Origin of the sequence: Acididesulfobacillus acetoxydans (assembly GCF_902729405.1) — a bacterium.
In the GTDB taxonomy this organism is placed as follows: domain Bacteria; phylum Bacillota; class Desulfitobacteriia; order Desulfitobacteriales; family Desulfitobacteriaceae; genus Acididesulfobacillus; species Acididesulfobacillus acetoxydans.
On sequence record NZ_LR746496.1, the window covers coordinates 646309 to 666883 of the forward strand.

15 protein-coding genes are annotated in these 20575 nt (G+C 55.4%); 13 read left to right on the plus strand and 2 right to left on the minus strand.

Features of this window, described 5'->3' with window-relative positions; genetic code table 11:
- Positions 1–82 precede the first annotated feature (82 nt).
- The gene (locus MNU25_RS02880) at positions 83–955 is read right to left on the minus strand and encodes a DMT family transporter (RefSeq protein ID WP_240983699.1); all 873 of its coding nucleotides are present in this window, start codon (positions 953–955) and stop codon (positions 83–85) included.
- 242 nt (positions 956–1197) lie between these two features.
- Positions 1198–2544 (minus strand): Nramp family divalent metal transporter, encoded by a 1347-nt coding sequence (locus tag MNU25_RS02885; protein WP_240983700.1) that lies wholly within the window; start codon positions 2542–2544, stop codon positions 1198–1200.
- A gap of 557 nt (positions 2545–3101) precedes the next feature.
- Between MNU25_RS02885 and MNU25_RS02890 the strand changes: the two genes are divergently transcribed.
- The 13 genes from MNU25_RS02890 to MNU25_RS02950 all read left to right on the plus strand — a co-directional run bounded on the left by MNU25_RS02890 (position 3102) and on the right by MNU25_RS02950 (position 20490).
- Positions 3102–3542 (plus strand): metal-dependent transcriptional regulator, encoded by a 441-nt coding sequence (locus MNU25_RS02890; RefSeq protein ID WP_240983701.1) that lies wholly within the window; start codon positions 3102–3104, stop codon positions 3540–3542.
- A 194-nt stretch (positions 3543–3736) separates the two neighbouring features.
- Positions 3737–4618, plus strand: coding sequence for a putative sporulation protein YtxC (ytxC, locus tag MNU25_RS02895; RefSeq protein ID WP_240983702.1), 882 nt, complete (start codon positions 3737–3739; stop codon positions 4616–4618).
- 746 nt (positions 4619–5364) lie between these two features.
- Entirely contained in the window at positions 5365–7299 is a 1935-nt protein-coding gene (gene thrS, locus MNU25_RS02900; RefSeq protein ID WP_240983703.1) for a threonine--tRNA ligase, read from the plus strand.
- A 322-nt stretch (positions 7300–7621) separates the two neighbouring features.
- Positions 7622–8233, plus strand: a complete 612-nt coding sequence (infC, locus tag MNU25_RS02905) for a translation initiation factor IF-3 (protein WP_240986701.1) — start codon at positions 7622–7624, stop codon at positions 8231–8233.
- A gap of 154 nt (positions 8234–8387) precedes the next feature.
- Entirely contained in the window at positions 8388–8585 is a 198-nt protein-coding gene (rpmI, locus tag MNU25_RS02910) for a 50S ribosomal protein L35 (RefSeq protein ID WP_240983704.1), read from the plus strand.
- Positions 8586–8752: 167 nt separating this feature from the next.
- Entirely contained in the window at positions 8753–9112 is a 360-nt protein-coding gene (rplT, locus tag MNU25_RS02915) for a 50S ribosomal protein L20 (RefSeq protein ID WP_240983705.1), read from the plus strand.
- 48 nt (positions 9113–9160) lie between these two features.
- Positions 9161–9958: a TrmH family RNA methyltransferase gene (locus MNU25_RS02920; protein WP_240983706.1), complete on the plus strand. Its 798-nt coding sequence runs from the start codon at positions 9161–9163 to the stop codon at positions 9956–9958.
- 523 nt (positions 9959–10481) lie between these two features.
- A complete protein-coding gene (gene pheS, locus MNU25_RS02925) occupies positions 10482–11504 on the plus strand; it encodes a phenylalanine--tRNA ligase subunit alpha (RefSeq protein WP_240986702.1) in 1023 nt (340 codons plus the stop codon).
- A gap of 38 nt (positions 11505–11542) precedes the next feature.
- Positions 11543–13957, plus strand: coding sequence for a phenylalanine--tRNA ligase subunit beta (pheT, locus tag MNU25_RS02930; protein WP_240983707.1), 2415 nt, complete (start codon positions 11543–11545; stop codon positions 13955–13957).
- Positions 13958–14031: 74 nt separating this feature from the next.
- Positions 14032–14286: a cell division protein ZapA gene (locus MNU25_RS02935; protein WP_240983708.1), complete on the plus strand. Its 255-nt coding sequence runs from the start codon at positions 14032–14034 to the stop codon at positions 14284–14286.
- A 68-nt stretch (positions 14287–14354) separates the two neighbouring features.
- Positions 14355–15257, plus strand: coding sequence for an alkaline phosphatase family protein (locus MNU25_RS02940; protein ID WP_240983709.1), 903 nt, complete (start codon positions 14355–14357; stop codon positions 15255–15257).
- A gap of 172 nt (positions 15258–15429) precedes the next feature.
- Entirely contained in the window at positions 15430–18051 is a 2622-nt protein-coding gene (locus MNU25_RS02945) for a U32 family peptidase (protein ID WP_240983710.1), read from the plus strand.
- 69 nt (positions 18052–18120) lie between these two features.
- Positions 18121–20490 carry an endonuclease MutS2 gene (locus tag MNU25_RS02950; RefSeq protein ID WP_240983711.1) on the plus strand — a complete coding sequence of 790 codons (2370 nt, stop codon included), beginning with the start codon at positions 18121–18123 and terminating at the stop codon, positions 20488–20490.
- Positions 20491–20575: the final 85 nt, after the last annotated feature.

Genomic DNA, 20575 nt, shown 5'->3' on the forward strand with positions numbered 1-20575 from the left:
CGCCTCCAAAGGCTGAATGCCTATGGAGGCGTGGAAATCCACTGAGCAAGACCCCGTGGACTTGGAATGGTAAAAACGGGGTTCACGATTCCTTGACGACGAGTGCAATACCGGTCAGGATCAGCAGAGCACCGACCCAAAATGAAAACCCGACGGTCTCGCCCAGAATCAGCCAGCCCAGAAAGGTCCCTACAAGCGGCTGAAAAAAGAAATACAGTCCCCCTGATGACGCGTCCACCAACTGCAGGCCTTTGTTCCAGAGAAAGAATGCTCCCGCCGTAGAAATGACTCCTAAGTAGAGAATCCCGCTCCAAATACTTGGCCGCAGCCATATAGCGGATAACGAATGCGGCAGCTGTTCCAGAGCGGCCGGCGTGAGGCCCAGGGTCGCAACCAGTATAGCGTAAAAGGTTACAGTCAGTTGGGAGTAGTCCGTAGGCACAAGTTTTACCAAGACAGACATCAGAGCCCATGCCAAGGCCGCAATGAATAAGACTATGCTTCCGAGCCGATCAGGATGGCCGAACCCGGCATTTCCAACAATCATCAGCACACCGGCGGTCGCCAGCCCGACAGAAACTCCTTTGCGTACGGTGATTTTTTCGTCCAGGATGAAGCGGCTAAACACAACCATAAAGGCCGGCGCGGCCGATGTAATCATTGCGCCCGTCTGTGCGGTCGAAAGTTTGGTTCCGAGGAACTGCAGCCAAATAGAGAGCGCATAGCCAACGATTCCAATCGCAGCGACCAGCGGTAAATGCCGGCGGTAAATCCGCCAAGATTGCCCAGTGGCAGCGATAGTAATGGCTAAGGTGAGCAAGGCCACTATATAGCGAATCCACACCAGCGCCAACGGTGCGATGTTTTGCAGCAGAATCTTACTGACCACATACATAACGCCCCAGATGCTTGCGGCAAGGGCCATATATAGTCCGCCCAAATAGGTTGATTTCATTTCGATCCCTCCGTCACATTTTGGACTGATATGTCCACCGGCGAAGGGAACCCCGTATTGATTTCCTTCGCTCAGCGCGGAAGGAAGGCGGGAACGTCGTTTTCAAACAACGGCGGATAAAACATCTGGCTCACCCCCCAGACTAAAGTACAAGGATATTCTGTCTGCGAATACACACCTCTATTATATCACAGTTATAGAATGTGAGCGGGAAAACCTCGGAATTCGATTCCGGGGATGAGCTAGCCAAGCAACGGGATATGTCCGCCGAGCGTCTGATAGATGAGAAGAAGGTTCAGGAAGGTAATGACAAAGGCGCAGGCTATAGACAAGACGGTGATCCACCTTTGATTGACCAAGACACCCATGAGGTCTTTCCGCTTTGTGAAGTAAATCAGGGCGATGATTGGGATCGGCAGGACAACGCTTAAGATGACTTGACTGATAACCAGGGTCTGGGTGGGATCAACGCCTAAGGCCACGATGACGATTGTGGGCAGCATGGTGATAACCCGGCGCACCCAGACCGGAATGCGGAAGCCGACAAATCCCTGCATGATCACTTGGCCGGCCATTGTGCCGACGACGGAACTGGAAATGCCGGAAAACAGGAGCGAAATCAGGAACACGCCCGCAGATGCCGGTCCGAGGATGGGGGTAAGGGTCTTGTAGGCGGATTGAATATCGGCGACACTGTTGTTCCCGGTAGAATGAAAAGCCGCCGCTGCCATGTACATCATGGCAATATTGATCAAGCCGGCAAAACCGAGGGCGATCAGAACCTCTTTGGTGTTGAACCTTTGGAGTTTCACTTTTTCCCCGTCGTCACGGGGGACGACTCTGTTTTGGGTCAGACCTGAATGCAAATAGATCGCGTGGGGCATCACGGTGGCCCCGATCACACCGACGGCCAGCATGACACTGTTCCCGTTGCCCAGCCAGGGTACTACACTGTGGTAGGCAACCTGAGCAAAGTTCGGATGGGAAAGAAACGTTTCAATGAGATAACAGGCCCCAATAAGCACGGCAAAAGCGGCGATAAACTTTTCCAGGGGCCGGAATCCGTAACGATCCAGCATGAGAATAAGATATGTGATCAAACCGGTTACGATGGCGGCATAAAGCATAGGAATGCCGAACAGTAAATTCATCCCCAACGTTGCCCCCAGGAATTCCGCCAGATCCGTAGCCATGGCCGCCACTTCCGAGACTCCCCACATCGTGAAAGACAGCCATCTTTTGAAGTGTATCCGGCAAAGCTCCGGCAGGTTTTGACCGGTTGCTATGCCCAACTTAGCCGACATGTTCTGTAAAAGCATTGCCATTAAATTGGCGAGCACTACGACCCACAACATTCTATACCCGAACTCGGACCCGCTTTGAACGTTGGTGGCGAAGTTTCCCGGATCGATATAGGCGATGGAGGCGATGAACGCGGGGCCCAAAAATGGGAGCAAAGCGAGAATTCCTTTTCGTTGGCCCGTGATTGCCGCGCGGCAAGCTTCCACCGTTTTGTTCGTATTATTTAGTTTTAAGGGAATAGCTGCCTTGTGGGTGAGACTCCGGGGCAAATTGAGTCCATCGCTCATCTTTCTTCTCCTCCTCTGAACCTCTTTATCTACTCGTGAGACTCCCACTTCTGCAAGTGGGATGGGTTCCCTGTACTCTGTTTCAGTGCGGGTAGAGTTCACCCTTCAGCGCGATAGTGCGTTAAAGATTAAGCGCTTTCGGCGATAGACTCCACGGGACACTATCGTGATGTTCAGCTTTAGCTGAACGAGATCGCTTCAGACGTTCTTCCTCTTCGGTATCTTTTGTCTGGGGGGGTTTTTGTTGGGTATTTTCTAGTTCGGGTGTTCTCTGTTTCTGGTACTTTCTCGTTCCGGTCTTTCTTGATGTTTTCTCATAAGCAGGTTTCCCCCCGGGATTTCTGGCGGCGGCCAGGCGCGACCTTCTGGGACAGCGTAACTTCACCGGGTCCGGCGGAAGATTCCTCACTTCGGTGACAGGTCACGAATGAGACATAGTGGAATATGATAGAGTGACTTGATGTAATCACTGCTCAGGCTGATATCACTTTCCCAGCAAACGCAATGTGTCATAACAGACGCCGTGTTTTGGACGTGTTTAAAGAAGGGGTGCTGAAATGTTGACACCCAGTTTGGAGGACTATTTAGAAGAGATATACCGGTTTTCTTTGTCCCGGGATGCCGTCCGGGTAACGGATATCAGTAACAGGCTCAAAGTCGCTTTGCCGTCTGTAACGAAGGCCCTTTATAAACTTCGGAATGAGAACTACATAAAATACGAACGCTACGGCGAGATAAAACTTACCGACAGAGGCAAAGAGCTCGGCTCTTATTTGGTGACGAGGAATCAACTGTTGCAGGAGTTTCTCGCCCTCATATGTAGCAAGTGCAACTTTGCTGCCGAAGCCGAAGCGATGGAGCATTACCTGTCAACCGCCACGATTAATGCCATAAAAATTCTGGTTGAATTCATGAACAGTGATGCGAACTGGCAGCAAGCTTTTTACGACTTTATGGCGGAGGGCGGAGCCGGGGAGAATAAGGATGGTGAGGGGTGAGCCTCCTTGTATTGTAGTTTACTGGGTTAGCCTTGGTTAACTTCACTGGGCGATTCTGAAAATAAGATACGCCGGAAAGAAAAAAGTGTTACAACTTAACGCAATAAAGTTTGCCTTCGGGCGAGGAATAAGGGAAAGTTCCACTGGCAATAGTAGGAAGGGTCTGTCATATACTCTATTATGGGGGTATGCCGGTGGAATATTCAGTTCAGTTGGGAACGCAGCATTATAAGGATAACATCTATGAACATTTGCTCGAACTGCGCAAGCGCGAGCAACTGCCGTTTGAAATCAGTGAAACCCGTTTCGGGGAGCGTTGGTTAATCCGATGCAGTTTTCAACTGCCGTCGGGAGAGGCAGAAGAAAAACAGACGATGGTCCGGAAGATACAAGGGTATTATTTGGCGAATGCTCTGGCGGAGACTATCTTGGAACACTGGGAGGAGAAATACGTTCTCACCTTGCTTGGGAAAAAGTACCGCTTGAAAAAAGCGGAGTGTTCCCATGTTCTGCCGCGAACGCTTCGGAGCCTGAACGAAGGCAAAAGCTATCCCGGGTATAAAACGCAAAGGAAAACCAAGCTGGTGGCGCAGATCCTGGCGGTTCTGGAAAAAACCCCGACCTTTGACGTGGAGGGATTTCTCAGGTTCCGGGCCCAAGAATACAAGACCGAAGTGGACAGGACAGTGGCTCAGACGGTGGACGAATATATCTTGGAGAGGGAATATTACGAATTCGTCAAGCTGCTTAAATACTTCCTGGACTCCCAATCTCCGCGGGTTGACACGCTCCATGTCGGGATCAGTGCCTCCGGCAAATTCCACCTGTTCAATGATCAGGGGGAAAAGGTGACGGGGCTTTACCTGGATGGGTTTTCTGCCGATGAAAGCGGGCAGGAATTGAGCTACGAAGACTTGCTCATCAGTGCCTTGATCTCCGCTGCGCCCCGGCAGGTAGTCTTGCACATTCGTTTTCCCGGTTACCGGGATACCTTGCACACGATTCGCGACGTGTTCGAGGACAAAGTGCAGGACTGTCCCGGTTGCACTCTCTGCGGCATCTTGGCAGATTCGTGAGGCGGTTCCCGCCGTGGGGTGCCGGGGATTAGGCAAACTTGGTAAACCCAACAAACTCGGCAAACCCAGCAACCCAACAAACTCGGCAAACCCAGCAACCCAACAAGCTCGGCAAACCCAGCCAACCCAACAACCCAACAAACTCAGCAAGTCTAGCAAGTCTAGCAAGTCTAGTAAATCTAGTAAAATCTCCGGGTTGACAGCTGGACAGGAAACTGTATAATTAAATGAAAATGCAAATGTAAAAAACGTGCTTGGTGATTTTGTTATACCGCTCAAAACAGTGATGGGGAAAGTAACCCTCTGATTCCGTACCAGAGAAGGAATGCCGTGGGCTGGAAGCATTTCTGACAGAGAGGATGGCGAAGACCACCCCGGAGTGCCGGGCTGAAAAGAGAGTAAGCTTGGACGTCCGCCCGCGTTAAGGGTGTTGAGAAAGACCTGCGCTGATTTTGACGGTGTTAAGTGCGGCGTGCTTGCCATTCCGGCATCCGCTCCTGTTTTTGTTTTTGGAGCGTGCCGTTTGGTTTGGGCGGAGGTTGGAATGTGGGTGGAACCACGGGAGCAGTGCTCTCGTCCCCAGCGGGGCGGGAGCTTTTTGTATGTTCCGGAGCAGCGCGCAGGCGCTTCTGGAGCGGGTGCGGATGTGGCATGAGGGGATAGGTTCGGGTGAGAAACAGGCATATCGGCTGCTAAGTCGTTCGTGCGAGGCAGAAAAATCAGAACAAGGACAGGAGTGAAAGGCAATGCTTCAGGTAACTTTGAAAGACGGCTCAGTTCGTTCGGTTGAGCCGGGAGCAACGTTGGCCTCCCTGGCGGCTTCGATTTCGCGGGGATTGGCGAAAGCGGCCGTGGCCGCTAAGGTGGATGGTGAAACCCGGGATCTCACGTATGCTTTGCAGTCGGATGCGGAAGTGGAAATTCTGACGGCGGACGGGGAAGAGGGACTAAAGGTCTTGCGCCACTCGGCTTCCCACCTCTTAGCTCAGGCGGTGCAAAACCTCTTTCCGGGGACACGTTTGGGTATCGGTCCGGCCATAGCCAATGGCTTTTATTACGATTTTGATTCCGAGCATGTTTTCACCCCGGAGGATCTCAGGCGGCTGGAAGCAGAGATGACCCATTTGGCCAAAGAGAATTTTCCTTATGAAAGGCGTGAGGTGGAGCGCGGCGAAGCCCTGGCTTTTTTCAACGGGCGGGGAGAGAACTACAAGGTTGAGCTGATTGAAGATTTGCCGGATGGGGTTCCTATTTCCATGTACACTCAGGGCAACTTTACCGATCTTTGTGCGGGGCCGCATGTCCCCTCAACGGGGAAGATCAAAGCTTTTAAGCTCCTCAATCTTGCCGGCGCTTACTGGCGCGGGAGTGAGAAAAACAAAATGCTGCAGCGCATTTACGGCACCGCTTTTGAGAAACAGGCGGACCTGGACGATTACTTGTTTAAACTGGAAGAGGCCAAACGCCGAGATCACCGCAAACTTGGCCAGGAACTGGATCTTTTCAGTCTGCACGATGAAGGGCCCGGTTTTCCCTTTTTCCATCCTAAAGGGATGATCGTGCGCAACATCTTGGAGGACTTTTGGCGGCTTGAACATCAGAGAAGGGGCTACCAGGAGATTAAGACTCCAATCATACTGAATCGCGGCCTGTGGGAACAGTCCGGTCATTGGGATCACTACAAAGAAAACATGTATTTCACGAAGATTGATGATGAAGATTATGCGGTGAAACCCATGAACTGCCCGGGCGGGATGATCGTCTACAAATCCAAGCTGCGCAGCTACCGGGATTTGCCCCTGCGTTTGGGGGAACTGGGCCTGGTTCACCGGCATGAGCTCTCCGGGGCCTTGCACGGGCTGCTCCGGGTCAGGAACTTTACCCAGGATGACGCTCACATTTATATGCTTCCCAGCCAGATCAAGGACGAGATCATTGGGGTGATTGATTTGGTGGATTATTTCTATCGCATTTTCGGTTTCGAATATCATGTGGAACTTTCGACCAGGCCTGAGGATTCGATGGGCTCGGACGAAGCCTGGGAGATGGCGACCGGGGCTCTGGAGGAGGCCCTCCAAGCAAAGGGGATGGACTATAAGGTAAATCCGGGTGACGGAGCTTTCTACGGGCCGAAGATCGACTTTCACCTGCGGGATTGTTTGGACCGGACTTGGCAGTGCGGCACGATCCAGCTTGACTTCCAAATGCCCGAGAAGTTTGATCTGACCTATGTCGGGGAAGACGGACAAAAGCATCGTCCGGTTATGATTCACCGGGTGGTCTACGGGAGTATCGAGCGCTTTATCGCGCTCTTGCTGGAACAATATGCCGGCGCTTTTCCGACTTGGCTGGCGCCGGTGCAAGTGCGGGTGCTTCCCATCAGCGAGCGGCACGAGAAGTATGCCCAATCCGTCGTGGCGCGCCTGAGGGAGCAGGATATCCGGTCGGAGGCGGATGACCGCCGCGAGAAGATCAACTACAAGATCCGGGAAGCGCAGAGGGAAAAGATACCGTTTACCCTGGTTGTCGGCGATCGGGAGGCCGAATCCGCTGCCGTGGCGGTGCGGCGTTATGGTCAGGACAATGCGGGCTCCAAGATGGGTCTGGAGGAATTCGTCAGCTTGATTCAGGAGGAGATCCGCAGCAAGAAGAGTGTCGTTCCCCAGTTGCACGGGGATTGAATATCTTATCTTTGTATTTGTCAGATCGGATCTTCGGGTATGGAGAGATGCGTGAGTTTGGGGCCGACTGACGTCTAACCAGAAAAAGATTGACAGGAGCTGGATTTTGGGCTAAGATACTGATGGTAAGAAGAAGCCATCCGCTTCTCACCTCATGGCTTAAGTCGATGAGGTATCTTCTGGTCTGAGCAAGGTCATTGTGCCTGCGGTTGCTCTGATTTGGTAAGGAAGACGGGTGGTCATCAGCCCGTCTTTTATTTTTGTTTGTTCTGGGGGGATTGCTTCATTTCTGTGGCAATATTAAATTTGGGGGTGATTCGTTATTAGCAAGGATTTACGGATTAACGAGGAAATCCGGGCCCGGGAAGTGCGTTTAGTCGGTGAAGGCGGGGAACAACTCGGGATCATGCAGGTACGTGATGCTCTGCATCTGGCTATGGAGAAGTCGGTGGACTTGGTGGAGATCGCGCCTACGGCGAAGCCGCCTGTCTGTAAACTCATGGATTATGGCAAATACAAATATGAGCAAGCCAAACGCGACAAGGAAACCCGCAAGAAGCACAAGACGATGGAAATCAAAGAGGTCAAGCTGCGCCCGAATATTGAGGATCATGACTTCGAGACGAAGGCGCGCAACGCCCAGCGCTTCTTGGGAGAAGGCGACAAGGTCAAAGTGACGATCATGTTCCGGGGACGGGAGATCACGCATCCCGAACAAGGCCGGATTTTGTGCTTGCGCCTGGCGGAGTTCCTGAAAACGGAGGCTGTCATAGAGCGTGACCCGAAGCTGGAGGGTCGGAACATGGTAATGATTCTGGCCGCGGTCAAACCGCAAGTCCAGCAGGTGTCGCAAGTCCAGCCGACCCAGCAGGCGCCGCAAGCCCAGCCGACCCGGCAGGCGCCGCAAGTCCAGCCGACCCGGCAGCCTCGTTGACCGAAAAGGACTTGCACCAGGCTGGGTAAGTTCGCCGGCTGCCGTGATATCGGAGTGTGAGGGCAGGAGTTCGTTGCCCGATATCGAAGAGGCTGGGGTTTTGGAGACATAAATAATTCGTAAAGCTTAGGATAAAGGAAAGGGGAAGACCCAAATGCCGAAGATGAAGACTCGCCGCGGTGCGGCCAAACGTTTTAAGAAGACCGGAACCGGCAAGATTGTGCGTAATCATGCCTTTACAAGTCACATTCTCGAGAAAAAGTCGCCCAAACGCAAGCGCAATCTGCGTAAGTCCGCGGTCATGCATAAGACAGATGCCAAGCGGGTCGAGCGGCTAATTGCTTACATGTAATAGTGGAGGCCGGAAATCGGAACGGAAAACTCCCGAATTTGGAAGGATTCTGCGGCTGCCAGGCACCGGGCAGGAAAGGCCTTGGGGCAGCCGGCGCCGAAATGAGCCGGTTTAGGTCGGGTTAACAGGAAGGACAGGACTCACTTGAAATTAAGGAGGTCTTCGCGATGGCCCGCGTAAAAAAAGGGGTAACGAAGCATCAACATCATAAAAAAGTATTGAAATTAGCCAAAGGTTATAGAGGGGCGAAGAGCAAGCTTTTCCGCCCAGCCAATGAACAAGTGCTCAAGTCTTTGATGTATGCCTATATACACCGCCGTGACAAAAAAGGGGATTTCCGTAAACTTTGGATCACTCGGATCAATGCGGCCGCCCGGATGAACGGGCTCTCCTACAGCAGAATGATGAATGGGCTGAAGAAAGCCGGAGTATCTGTGAACCGCAAGGTGCTGGCCGATTTGGCCGTGCACGATGCGGGGGCTTTCACCGAGTTGGTTAATCTGGCGAAAGCGCAGATTAACGCCTAAAGGGTGCGGTTGCACCCTTTAGGAATTCCCCGGAAGTGAGTTGACCTGATGATTACTTCCATGCAAAATCCGCTGGTCAAACATGTCGTGGCGCTGCGGCAGAAAAAACGGCGGGACGAAGCCCGGGAGTTTGTAGCGGAGGGCTGGCGCTCCGCCGGGGAGGCCTTGACACGCGGTGCCCGGATTAAACAAGTCATTTACTGCCCCGGACAGGTACACGCCCGTGACGGGGTCCTCTTGGAGGATTTTCGCCGCCGCGGTGTGCCGCTGGAAGAGGTTGAAGCCCGGGTTTTGCGCAAAATGAGTACGGCGGAGGAGCCCCAGGGAGTCTTGCTCCTGGTTGAACAAGGACAATTTTCCCCGGAGGATCTGCGGCTCGCGCCCGGAGGTTTGCTTTTGGTCGTGGATGGAATCCAGGACCCGGGAAACCTGGGGACGATTATCCGGACGGCTCTGGCAGCCGGCGTATCCCGCTTTTGCCTTACTCGGGGGACCGTGGACATTTATAATCCGAAGGTTGTGCGCGGCACGATGGGTGCCCTTTTTTCCGCCGTTTTTCTCCAGGGCTTGGAGGCGGGGGAAGTTTTGGGCTTTTGCCGGGAAGAGTCCCTGCCGGTGCTGGTAGCGGATGTCAAAGGACGTTCCCTTTACTCTGAGACGAAGATGCCTTGGCCCTCGGCCTTAGTTGTGGGTAATGAGGGTGCGGGTCCCGCCCCGGCTTTTAAGGAGCAAGCCTATGCACGGGTGGCCATCCCCATGGCCGGGGGAGTGGAGTCCCTAAACGTGGCCATAGCGGCGGGAATCATGCTTTTCGAGATCGTTCGGCAGAGGAAGTACGCTTTTTGAGTGCGTTTTATCAACTCTGACGGCGGGATTTCTTGTAAGTCACGGGAGATTTATGCTATAATTTTCTGTGAACAGGTTCAGGAAATCGAAGCCGGAAAGGTGGGCACTGTTATGTCACCTGCAGAGTGGTTTTGGAAGATTTTCGAGGCAACCGGTTCTCCCAAAGTCTATTTACTTTACCGTCGCTATGCGGACAATTAAGAAGTGCAACTATCAAAGAGAATGCGATGATCGGGTTAAAAGAACGGTTCCCTTGCAGGGAGGCTTGGCCGCGGACTGGGAGCCAAGCCAAGGAAGATGTTCTCCCCGAAAAAACGGGGTTGAGTTTCGCCTGGGAGCGGCTGATCGAGAAAGCAGGCAGCCCGGTTTTCCACCGTTAGCGGAACAGAGTGCGGCCTTTGGCCGAATTTGGGTGGTAACGCGGGAGCGAACTCTCGTCCCTTGGTGGGATGAGGGTTTTTTCTTTGAGGAGAGCGGATCCGGAGAGCGGGGATCCGGGGAGGCAAAAGAAAGGATGGTTCTGTTGCAAGAAGAAGTGCGCCGGCTTGAGGCGGAGACTCTGGCGTTGCTGGCAAACACCGACAGCCCGGAAGAAATCCGGAACCTTAAGGTCAAGGTTCTGGGTAAAAAAGGGACACTCACGGCCTTGCTGCGGCGGATGGGGAGCCTGCCCCCGGCAGAGCGCCCGCTGATGGGGCAGATTGTCAACGAGGCGAGAAATAAGCTGGAACAGGCCTGGAACGAACGCGAGCGGATGCTGGAAGAACAGCTTTTGAAGGAACGCTTGGAAGGGGAACGGATCGATGTAACTCTGCCCGGCCTGCGTTTTCCCAAGGGGCATCTCCACCCCCTCAGTCAGGTCATCGAGGAGATCGAGGACATCTTTCTGGGCATGGGTTTTGAAATCGCGGAGGGACCGGAAATTGAAACGGATTACTATAACTTTGAGGCTTTAAACCTGCCCAAGGAGCATCCGGCCCGGGAGATGCAGGATTCCTTTTACATCAGCGAGGAGATTCTCCTGCGGACTCAGACGTCACCGGTGCAGATCCGGACCATGGAAAGGCAGCGCCCCAGGCTGCCGGTAAAAATTATCGCGCCGGGTAAGGTATATCGCAGAGATGACGATGCCACCCACTCTCCCATGTTTCATCAAGTGGAGGGGCTGTTTGTCGACCGGGGTATCCGGATGTCGGATCTATTGGGTGTGCTCCTCAACTTTTCCCGCCAAATGTTCGGAGCGGAGAGGGAGATCCGCTTGCGGCCCAGTTTCTTTCCCTTCACCGAGCCGAGCGCGGAGGTCGATGTTTCCTGCATGCTCTGTGGGGGAACGGGCTGTCGAGTGTGCAAGGGAACCGGTTGGCTTGAGATTCTGGGTTCGGGCATGGTTCACCCCAAAGTTTTGGCCATGGGGGGATATGACCCGCGGGAAGTGACCGGTTTTGCCTTCGGCATGGGAGCGGAACGGGTGGCGATGCTTAAATACGGGATTGAAGATATGCGCTTGATGTTTGATAACGACTTGCGCTTTTTGCGGCAGTTTTGAAGGCAGGAAGCGGCGGACGTCTCTGAGGAGGGCGGAGCATGAAAGTTAGTTTAGAATGGCTGAGGGAATTGGTGGAGGTGCGGCAGGATGCCGCTGCTTTGGCCGCTACCCTGACCAACGGCGGAATTGAAGTGGGAAGTGTTGATGATCTTAACGCCGGTTTGACTCAAGTTGTGATCGGGGTCATCCAAGAACAGGGCAAACACCCCAACGCGGAGAAACTCTGGGTTTGCCGGGTCGGCACAGGAGAGAAGAGTTTCAGTGTCGTCACGGGTGCCCGGAATTTGCGGGAAGGGGACAAAGTGCCGCTGGCTTTGCCGGGGGCACAACTGCCCAATGGTTTGACGATTCAAGCCTCCAAATTAAAAGGAGTGCTCTCCGAAGGGATGCTTTGTTCGGCTGAGGAACTTTTGCTGGAGACTACGCTGGGGGAAAGGCGAAGTGCCGGGGGGATTCTGATTTTGCCTCAGGCAGCTCCGGTGGGAGAGAAGTTGGCGGCTTATCTGGGGCTTGACCGTTATGTGCTTGATTTGGAGCTCTATCCGAATCGCCCCGACTGTCTCGCTATGGTCAACGTGGCGCGGGAAGTTTCCTCGCTCACGGGGGAAAAGACGCATCTGCCCAAATGGGCGGATACGACGCAATTGCCGCAGCTGCCGCTCAGCGGGGATATTCGGGTCATGATTGATGAACCGGATTTGTGCAGGCGTTATGCGGGCTTATTGGTGGACGAGGTCAAGATTGCTCCTTCTCCGGACTGGATGCGCCGGCGTCTGAGTGCGGCAGGAGTACGTCCTATCAACAATATCGTAGATATTACGAATTATGTCATGTTGGAATTGGGTCAACCCTTGCATGCGTTCGATCGGGAAACGATTGAGGGGGCAGTGCATGTGCGCCGGGCCCGGGCAGGCGAGAAGCTGGTGACTTTGGACAAGGCGGACCGCTCCTTGGACCCCGACATGCTCCTGATTGCCGATGAGCGCAAGGCTCTGGGGCTGGCGGGTGTCATGGGCGGACTTGAGAGTGAGGTCACAGAAAAGACCCGGAAGCTCTTGGTGGAATCGGCCCACTTTGAAGCGGTGAGCATCCGCCGCACCGGCCGGCGCTTAGGGCTCAGGTCGGAAGCCGCCAACCGCTTTGAAAAAGGGGTTAATCCCTACGGTTGTCTGGCCGCCTTGGGACGGGTGAGTGAGTTGCTGCTCCGCTTAGGGGCGGGACGCCCGCTGGGTTTGGTTGATGAGGTGGGCCGGCTGCCGGCGCCGCGGCAGATTGTTTTTACTGCCCGGCGCACGGCGGAGGTTTTGGGATTCGATGTGAGCGCAAGGGATCTGCGTTTGGTTTTGGATCGCTTGGGTTTTTCCTTTGAGCCGGAAGGGGAGGAGTTCCGGGTGCAGATTCCGTCTTATCGGCCGGATCTGGAAATCGAGGAAGATTTGATTGAAGAGGCAGCCCGTTTATTAGGCTATAGCCGAATCCCTGCCACCCAGCCCCGGGGCGGGCAGACGCAGGGCAGGCGGACTGAGGAACAGGAATTTCGGCGGCGCCTGCGCCATGTTCTGGCCGGGGCGGGAATGGACGAGGTGACCACGTATTCCTTTGTGCGGGCCGAGGCAGACGCCGCCTGGGGAAGTGCTAAAGATGCTGTCGCACTGCTGAATCCTTTGCGCGAAGAGCAGGGGGTGATGCGCACCACTCTGATCCCCGGGCTGCTGGAAGTCGCCCAGCGGAATGTGTCCCGGCATAACTTGGATGTGAGCGTTTTTGAAATCGGCAATGTTTACCTGGCTGAGCAGCCGGATCGTCCGCTCAGGCGCCTTCCCCGGGAATCCCTGCGGGTGGCCGGCTTGGCGGCCGGTAAGAGCAAGCGCCATTGGCTGACTGCTCCTTATGCCCATGATTTCTTTTATCTGAAAGGTATCCTGGAGGAAATGGCACGGGAGTTCAGGCTCACTTTCGCTTTCCGCCCGGCCCGGGATGAACCTTTGCTCCACCCGGGACGCTCGGCGGACATCTATCTGGGTGAGACCAAAGTGGGCGTTCTCGGCGAAATTCATCCGGCTGCGGCCAAAGAATGGGTGCCGGACCGGGGGGTTGTTTTCGAATTGGAGGTAGATCCGCTCTTTCGGCAGGCGGGGATATGGCTCAAGGCTCGTTCCGTTCCCCGTTATCCCGGTGTCCAACGGGACCTGGCCGTTGTGGTGCCCCGGGGAGTTCCGGCCGCAGAGGTCAGGGAGCGCATTCTGGAACTCGGGGGCGAGCTCCTTCAGCAGGCGGAAATTTTCGACGTCTATACGGGACAGCCGATTCCGGAGGACCACCGCAGTTTGGCTTTTAGCTTGCACTATCTCTCGCCCGAACGCACTCTGATCGACGAGGAAGTAAATGCCTTGAATGCCCGCATTATCGAAGGAATCCAGCAGGATTTTGGCGCAGAATGGCGAAAAGAGTAAGATACAGCGTGGCAAAAAGAGTGAACTCGTTCAGCTGAATAAATAGAGCAGTACAATTTTGGAGGAAATGAAGGGTGACGGATATCCGGAAGATCGAGGTCGAGATCTTTGGAGAGAAGCATGTCATACGCGGCGAGGGGACTGAGGAGCATATTCTGGAATTGGCCCGCGCGGTGGACGACAAGATGCACCAGATTGCCCGCCGGTCTCCGCGCTTGTCCCTTCATCAGGTGGCCATTCTGACCGCACTTAATTTTGCGGACGATCTCGTCAAGCTTCAAGAGGAGCAGGAAGCCCTGCTCCAACTTTTGGATGAAAAAACGGAGTGAAAAGCTCTTTGGCACCTGGATGATCCGGGTGCTTTTTCTGGGGGGACTATAGTAGGGGGACTCTGGCGATGCGTTTTTTAATGATCTTTGTCGACGGATTCGGGCTGGGCGGGGTGAAGGGGAACCCGGTTTACAGCGCCCGTACTCCGGTTCTGGATAAGTTGTTGGGGGGGCATTTACTTTGGGGGGAAAGGCGCCTGCGGCAGGGGCCGGTCGGTCTGGTTCCGTTGGATGCTTGCTTGGGGGTTTCGGGTTTACCGCAGAGCGCGACCGGGCAGACCACCCTCTGGACGGGAGTCAACGCGGCCCAAGCCCTGGGTCGCCATTTGAATGCTTATCCGAATAAGGCTTTGACCGGGATCATTGAGCGAAACAGTATTTTCCGCCAACTGGCTGAGCGGGGGAAAAAGGTCATGTTCGCCAACGCTTTTACGGATGAGTTTGAAAAACTCGTTCAGACGGGGAAAAAACGGCTGACAGCATCTACCTTGTGCGCTTTGGCCGGTGGGGTCGTGTTGCGCAGGATTTCCGATCTCTACGCCGGGAGGGCGGTCTATCAGGAGATGACGAATGCCTTGTTGCGGGAGCGTGGTTTGGATGTCCCCCTGATTTCCCCGTATAGTGCCGGGCAAAATTTGGGGAAACTGATGTTAGACTATGATTTTACCCTCTACGAGTTTTTTCGGACGGACAGAATCGGCCACAAGCAGTTCTGGCAAGAGAGTATCGAGACGGTTGAGGAAATAGACGGATTGCTTGGGGGGCTGATGTCGGTGGTGGCAGGGGAGGAAGCGGCCTGGCTCCTGACCAGTGACCACGGCAATATCGAGGATGTGAGTGTCAAGGGGCACACCTTAAACCCGGTTCCGGCTCTCGCTTGGTCCAACCCCGCGCTCCGCTGGCCCGAATGGAGCACTCTGGCGGAGGTGACACCCGGGATTGTGCGCATCGTATGCGGGGATAAAGGCTGAGGGCGCCGCGTGGAGCCCGGCCGGCTAAGCGGCGGGACCCCGTGGCATGCAAGCGGTACAGTCCGGTGGCATCCGGCGGCAAAACTCGGTGGCGTGCAAGCGGTAAACCCCGGCCGGGTTTGGAAAAACTGACGGTTCGGGGCGGGACCGGATCACGAGAAGGTTGGGATGAATGGACAAACCGAAGGATAGACCGACGGACAAACGGATTGAAACGACAGCTTTCGCACCGGAGGCCGGGGGCGGGCACCTGGAACTCCTGGCTCCGGCAGGGAGTTGGGAGGCTTTTAAAGCAGCGGTCGAAAACGGAGCCGACGCGGTTTATCTTGGCGGGAAGAGCTTTAATGCCAGGGCCGGAGCGGCAAACTTCGGCCCGGAGGAGTTAAGGTCCGCAGTGCAATACGCCCATGAGCGCAGAGTGAAGGTCTACGTGACGGTCAACATTCTGGTTGCGGACCGGGAATTTCCTGAGCTCATAGAATATCTCTACGCGCTTTACAGCATCGGTGCGGATGCCGTGATTCTCCAGGATCCCGGAGTGGCCTGGCTCATGCGTCATATCATGCCGGAGATGGAGATTCATGCCAGCACCCAAATGACGGTCAATACCCATTGGGGGGTGCGTCGTTTGGAATCCATGGGTTTTGCCCGGGCGGTCTTGGCGCGGGAATTGTCGGCCCGGGAGATGGCGGAAATCTGCGCCGCTACCCCTTTGGCGATCGAGGTTTTCGTCCACGGCGCCCTCTGTATTTGTTATTCCGGGCAATGCCTTATGTCCAGCTTTATCGGCGGGCGCAGCGGGAATCGGGGTACCTGTGCTCAGCCCTGCCGTTTAAGCTATACGCTGGTGGACCGGGCCGGGCAAGATGTCCTGGCGGGAGCCAATCTCGGGGACCATCTTCTCAGTCCGCGCGACCTGAACCTGGCGGAGGAACTCGGGCAGCTGCGGACAATCGGGGTGGACTCCCTCAAAATCGAGGGCCGAATGAAACGGCCGGAATACGTGGCGACGGTGACGCGCATTTACCGCCGGGCTTTACGCCGCTTGGAGCGGGTCGAATCGGAGCGGGTCGAAGGTTCGGGGGACTCAGGGCTGCTTGAGCCGGAGGAACGTCGGGAACTGACCCAGATCTTTAACCGTGATTTTACTCAAGCCTATTTTTTGTCCCACCCGGGAGCCGAACTCATGAGCTATAAGAGGCCCAATAACCGCGGAACCCGCTTGGGCCGGGTCAAAAGCAGCGGGAAAGGCCGGCTTTTCCTCAAATTGGAATCCGAGCTCAATCAAGGGGACGGAGTCGAGATCTGGACGGGGCAAGGTCACGAAGGGTTAAGCGTAACCGGCCTGCGAGTGGCCGGACATTCCGTGTCACGCGCCCAAGCGGGAGATGTTGTTGAGCTGGAGTTCAACGGTAGATCCTCGCCGGGAGATCGGGTATTTAAGACCCATGATGCCGTGCTGATGGAAAAGGCCCGGCGCAGTTTTCAGGAAGGAAAAGAGGAACGGAGATATCCCCTTACCCTGACGGTGAGGGGGAAGGCGGGAGTGAAGCTCGAACTGGAAGCCAGCGGCCTGGGCCGCCGTCTGGTTGTCCATTCCGGCGGCCTGCTCGAGAATGCTCGCCAAAGGCCTTTGACGGTGGATTACCTGCGGCGGCAATTGGGAAGGTTGGGTACAACCCCTTTTTTCTTGGAGACCCTGCAGGTCGATTTGGAAGGGGATGTGATTCTGCCGGTAAGTGAGCTTAACGAGCTGAGACGAAGTGCGGTGGCGGGGCTTTTGGCGGGGGAGGAGAGCGGGACGCTCCGCCTGACCCCCGATGCGTATCTGAGACGGGTGGAAAAATGGACGCAGAGGCTGCGTGCCGGCAGGCGGGCGGTGCCGGGAACGGGGGTTCGGTTAGTCTCCGTTGCCGTTGCCGACAGTGAGGGGCTGGAGGGGGCTTTAGAAGCCGGAGCTGGGCGGATTCTTCTCGGCGGCGAGAGGTGGCGTTCGCAAAAGGGTTTTTCTCCGGAGGAAGTCCGCCGGGCCGTGGAACGCTGTCATAAACTGGGGGTAGAAAGTGTTTGGCGCCTGCCCCGTATTCTTAATGAGGGGCAGAGTGCCGACTGGTTAAAGATACTGAAACAGGCGGCGCTTTGGGAGATACGGCCTGTGCTGATGGTGGCGAACTTAGGGGAATTGGAGATGGTGAAGACTCTGGATCCGGATTGGCCGCTGGAAGCGGACTATGCGCTCAACGTTTTCAACGGAGCCGGGATAGATTATTTCTTGCGGGAAGAAGTTCGGGTCATTACTTTGTCACCGGAACTGCACCATGAACAAATCGGGCGCTTGGCCGGGGGATCTCACTTAGAGATGTTGGTCTTCGGAGATCTGGAAATGATGGTGAGCGAATACTGTCCTATCGGGGCCGCCTTGGGCGGCAAAAAAGGAGAAACCTGTACCGGACCGTGCCGTCAGGGGCCTTATTTCCTGCGTGACCGGCTCAAGTACGATTTTCCGCTGGAAACGGATTGGGACTGCCGGATGCACTTGTTTAACGTCAAGATCCTCAACCTCTACGGGGAGTTGGGACAAATCGCGGCTATGGGTATCAAGAAGATCAGGCTGCAGCTCGTGCGCTCGGACCGGGAGCGGGTGAGGCAAGTCGTCAGCCTGTTTCGTGCCGCCTGGGAAAAAGGCGACCCGGAAAAACAGGATGCCAAGGATGTGGAAAAGAACCTGCAAGCTTTGGCCGGGCTTTATCCGCAGGGGTTTACCAAAGGACATTTTTTTCGCGGGATTCTTTAGCTTAGAGAGGAATTTGGGCCGGCCGGCCCATGGCCGGCGCTCAGGGGTTCTGCGTGGAGGAGTAGGCCAATGACGATTATGGAGCGAACTCTCAAGAAATTGGATTTTGATCGCATAAGAATTCGCCTGGCGGGTCTCTGCCTGCTCAAAGGGGCAGAAAACAGAGTTGCCGGGCTTTGCCCTTTCGTTGACAAACAGAGCGTGAGGGATGCTCTCAGGGAAACCGATCAGGCCAAAGAGCTTCTTCGGCTAAACCCGCAGTTCTCCGTGCGCGGTGCCAAGGACATTCAACCTTTCCTGGAACGTTGCGGCTTGGGTGCCGTGCTGGATCCGGAAGAACTGCTCCAAATCCGCGATACCCTCAAGGTCGCGCGCCGGGTACGGCAATTTCTGCTGGAGGACAAAGGGGATTATTCATCCCTGCGCGAGATTGTTTATCCGATTGAACCGCAAAGAGGGTTGGAAGATGAGATCACCCGCTGCATCAGTGAAGAAGGTACGGTGGTTGACGGAGCCTCACCTGAATTGGCGCAACTGAGGAGATCCGTACTGAGGTTGCAGCAGAAGATTCGGGAGAGCGTGGAAAGCTTCTTGCGCAATCCCGCTTACCAGAAGATGCTTCAGGATCCAATCGTGACCCAACGGGCTGAGCGTTATGTCGTCCCTGTGAAACAGGAATATCGCGCGGCTTTTGCCGGGATCGTCCATGATCAGTCCGGCAGCGGGGCGACCTTATTCATCGAGCCGATGCCGGTTGTGCATTTGGGCAACGAATTGCGTGAGACGGTGCTCAAAGAGCAGCGTGAGGTCCTGCGCATTCTGCAGCAGTTTTCGCGCGACATCGGGAACTGTTCTGCCGTTTTGACGGTCATGTATGAGTCCTTGATCCGCCTGGACTTTGTCTTAGCCAAAGCCCGTCTCAGTTGGGAGATGAATGCGGGGGCTCCGCTCCTGCTGGACAGAGCGGAGGTGAGATTGGTCCAGGCCAGACATCCTCTGCTGGGGGAGGGAGCCGTGCCTTTAACGGCCGAACTGGGCATTTCTTTTGACAGTCTCGTGATCACCGGCCCCAACACCGGGGGAAAAACCGTGGCGCTGAAGACGATCGGCCTCCTGGTGGCGATGGGGCAGGCGGGCTTGCACATTCCCGCTGAGGACGGGTCGCGCCTGGGGGTGTTCAGCCGGATCTTTGTCGATATCGGGGATGAGCAGAGTGTAGAGCAGTCTTTGAGTACTTTCTCGGGGCACATGCGCAATATCGTTGAAGTTATTAATGAAGCCGATGGACGATCCCTTGTCCTTCTGGACGAGGTGGGGGCCGGAACGGATCCCACGGAGGGGGCGGCTTTGGCGATGGCGGTTCTGGAGGAATTGCATGAACGGGGTGCGCGGGTTGTGGCGACAACCCACTACGGAGCCCTGAAGAGTTTCGCCTATAGAACGGAGAGAGTGGAGAACGCTTCGGTGGATTTTGATGAAGCAACTCTGCGCCCGACTTACCGGCTGCTGATCGGGATTCCCGGCAAAAGCAATGCTTTTAATATCGCTTCTCGCCTGGGCTTGAAAGAGAGTGTTCTGGCCAAGGCCAAGACCTTTCTCAGTGAGCGTGATTTGCAAATGGCAGACCTCATCGAAAACCTCGAAGACAGCCAGAGGGATATCGAACGGGAAAGACTGCGGGTGCGCGAAGAACTGCGCCTGGCCGGGGAAGAGCGGCGGCGGCTCGAGCAAGACAGGCTGCGCCAGGCGGAAGAACAGCGGGCTTTGCTGGTTCGGAGCCGGGATGAGGCGACTGAAGTGATCCGCCAGGCGAAAAGAGAGGCGGCCGCGATCGTAGCGGAGTTGAAGAACGCACTTAAGCAGGAGCATAAAGACGCGCAGGAGATCGAAAAAGCGAGGCAGAGGTTAAGACGCCTGTCTGACCGGCTGGAGCGGATGGAGGAGCCTATGCGGCCGCAAGGGGTGGGTTTGAAAGCGGAAGAGCTTAAGCCCGGACAGACTCTCTATATGACGAAACTGCGACAAAAGGGACAGATCTTGCAACTTCCGGATGAAAATGGCGAAGTTTTGTTGCAAGCGGGTATTATGAAAGTGAGTGTTCCCCTGGCCGAACTTCGCCCGGTTCCCGAAGACAAGCCGAAAAAGAAGACGGGGACAGGCGGAGCCGGCGGTCTTGGTTTACACAAGGCGGAGAACGTGCGCAGTGAAGTCGATTTGCGGGGAATGTTGGTGGAAGAGGCAACTTATCAGCTGGACAAATACTTGGATGACGCCATCCTCGCGGGGATTGGCCAGATCTATGTGATCCACGGCAAGGGGACCGGCGCGCTTAGGGCGGGGGTACAGGAGTTCCTGCGCAACCATCCCCATGTCCGCTCTTTTCGCCTGGGACAGCATGGAGAGGGCGATTTCGGGGTGACGGTCGTGGAGTTAAAGTGACATCCTCTTACCCTTGAAGGGGCAGGGTTCCCTTACAGAAGAGGAGGCCTTTGCCGGAAGGGATATTTGCGCGGCTGTCCGGGCG